Source organism: Komagataeibacter kakiaceti JCM 25156 (genome assembly GCF_000613305.1).
In genome coordinates this window covers 1-2,390 of the sequence record NZ_BAIO01000366.1, presented here as the reverse complement: position 1 = coordinate 2,390, position 2,390 = coordinate 1, and the positions used below count along the sequence as shown (strand labels likewise).

The window sequence follows — 2,390 nt, the reverse complement described above, 5'->3', positions numbered from 1 at the left end:
GGAGGTCGCGGGGCAGCCGCATATTGGCGGCCATTCCGACCCGCTGAGCGCGCTGGGCGACCAGCCGACCTATGAATCCGTCGTGGCGCACCGCGAGGAAGAGCTGATCGCCCACATGGCCAACAACAATGTCGGCCCGCATAACCGGGAAACAGTGGGCGCGCAGTCCGCTGGCGCGCTGGGTAACAAGGTGTTCCACCTTGGCCCGGTCTCGATCATTCTGGGTGGCTTCTTCGACGCCGCGGCGCTGGTGGAGAACCGTCAGGTTTCATCGGGCATATTCAATTACTGGAACGCCATTCCGTTTCGCGACAGTTCAAACTTCCACACCACCAACTTCAATGGCGATGCCCGCTTCTCGCGCTTCTCGCTCATGGCGCGGGGGCAGCTCAACCCGCACCTGACGGTGGCGGGATTTGTGGAGACGGATTTTGGCGCCAGCGCCGAAACCACCAATCCGTACGAAAGCAATTCCTACGTGCCCCGCCTGCGTCAGGCCTACCTGACGCTGGATGATTCGCGCGCCAACCTGCATTTCCTGGTCGGGCAGGCATGGACCATGCTGACCCCGGACCGCGTGGGTATCGTCCCCCGGCAGGAGAGCCTGCCGGAAACGATCGAATCCTCCATCCTCGCGGGGCAGACATGGTCGCGGCAATGGCAGGTGCGGGTGGTCAAGGACTTCCTCAAGCACCGGCTGTGGACCGGCTTTTCGATCGAGAACCCGGCCACGATCTATGACACCACCGGCTTTGGTGATGACGTGGGCAACGGCGAGTACCGCCTGCCCGGCAGCAGCAGCAATTACGCCAAGGTCGGATCGAACGGCGTGGGGCTGAGCAGCGCCACCACCAACTATTCCAACGAGATCGCGCCCGACATCATCGGCAAGGTCGCGTGGGATCCCACATGGGGCCATTACGAAATCGAGGGCCTGCTGCACTTCCCGCATGACCGCTCGGTCATAAATGGCGCGGGCGAGAACCATACCGCCATTGCATGGGGCGCGGGCGGGTCGATGATCCTGCCGGTCATTCCCCACCGGCTGGAAGTGCGGCTGGCGGGGCTGGCGGGCAAGGGGATCGGGCGCTACGGCTCGGTGCTGCTGCCCGACGCCACGTTGCGCGCCAATGGCGCGCCCGCGCTGCTGTCCAGCGCGCAGGCGACGGCGGGCATCATTTCCCACCCGAACAAGGTGCTGGATGTGTACGGCTATTTCGGCATGCAGCGCGCGGGCCGCAGCTACTTTGACGATGACGGCCACGCCTATGGCTACGGCAACCCCATGGCCGACAACACCGGCTGCGGTGTCGAGGGTTCGGACATCAATACCGGCCTTGGCGGCTGCACCGCGAACATCCGCTCGGTGGAGGAATTCACCATCGGGGCATGGTACCGCTTCATTCACGGCAAGTACGGCACCGTGCAGGCGGGCACGCAGCTTGCCTATTCGCGCGTGCATACCTGGGCGGGCATGGGCGGCGCGCCCACGACAAGCCTGAGCGAAATCTTCTTCGATTTCCGCTACCTGCCCTTCCAGTAACCACCTCTTTCGTGCCGGATATTGCGTCCGGCATGGAAAAGGAGGATGTTGCCCCCGACCGGTAATGGGTGGAAAGGCCAGCATTCATGTCAATCAGGTTACGGCGCGTGATGCTTTCAGCATGGCTTTGCGCCGCTTTCGCACCGGGGCTGGCCATGGCGGAGAGTGGACATACCGACGCCGGTAACGAAGACCCCGGTGAAGCCTCGCAGCGTCATTTTTCCATGCACCAGCTCTCCAAGAAGCCGCCCCTGCCCCGGCTGCACATGGATTATGGCCAGTACCGCTATATTCCCGCAGGTGACAGGATAAAGGAACAGCCGGACATGAACCGCCTGCTGTTCTGGACCACAAGCGGCGAGCCCGATGGCTATGCCGAACGGCGCGGCGGCGCCATCCTGTATTACGACCGCACCGGCAAGGCCGTGCGCGTGGACACCAATCCGCCCCGCTGAAGCCCGCCATCCGGCCCGGCGGCGGCCTGACATGACCAGTTCATGAAACGTCCCGTAATCACACGGACGTTTTTGGTGAAGCCTTTTGCGGAAAGCTTCAGGGAACGCCGCCTTTTTGAAAAAAGGCGGCGCCCGAAAACTTTCACCTTTTCCTATCAATCGGCTGGCGCGTACAGCCGCTCCACCATATCGGCGCAGAGCACCTCGGCCGCCATGCCATCGCCCACGATCCGCCCATGGCGCAACAGCACCGCGCGGTCGAACATGCGCGCCGCCTGAAGCGGGTCATGCGTCGTGGCCACCACGGCATGGCCCTGCGCCGCCAGACGGCGCAGCAGGGCGTACAGCCGCTGCTTCTGGCCATGGTCCAGCCCCGTTTCCGGCTCGTCCAG

At 63.7% G+C, this 2,390-nt stretch carries 2 protein-coding genes and 1 pseudogene; 2 read left to right on the top strand and 1 reads right to left on the bottom strand.

Annotation, left to right across the window (positions count from 1 at the left end; genetic code table 11):
- Together JCM25156_RS13840 and JCM25156_RS13835 are read left to right on the top strand one after the other, a co-directional pair.
- On the top strand, nt 1-1,543 hold a 1,543-nt coding region (locus JCM25156_RS13840; RefSeq protein WP_025813554.1), incomplete at its 5' end, for a hypothetical protein.
- 155 nt (nt 1,544-1,698) lie between these two features.
- Nucleotides 1,699-1,998, top strand: coding sequence for a hypothetical protein (locus JCM25156_RS13835; protein WP_025813552.1), 300 nt, complete (start codon nt 1,699-1,701; stop codon nt 1,996-1,998).
- A gap of 155 nt (nt 1,999-2,153) precedes the next feature.
- Here the strand turns inward: JCM25156_RS13835 and JCM25156_RS24560 are convergent.
- Nucleotides 2,154-2,390, bottom strand: a pseudogene (locus JCM25156_RS24560) (ABC transporter ATP-binding protein); the annotation flags it as partial.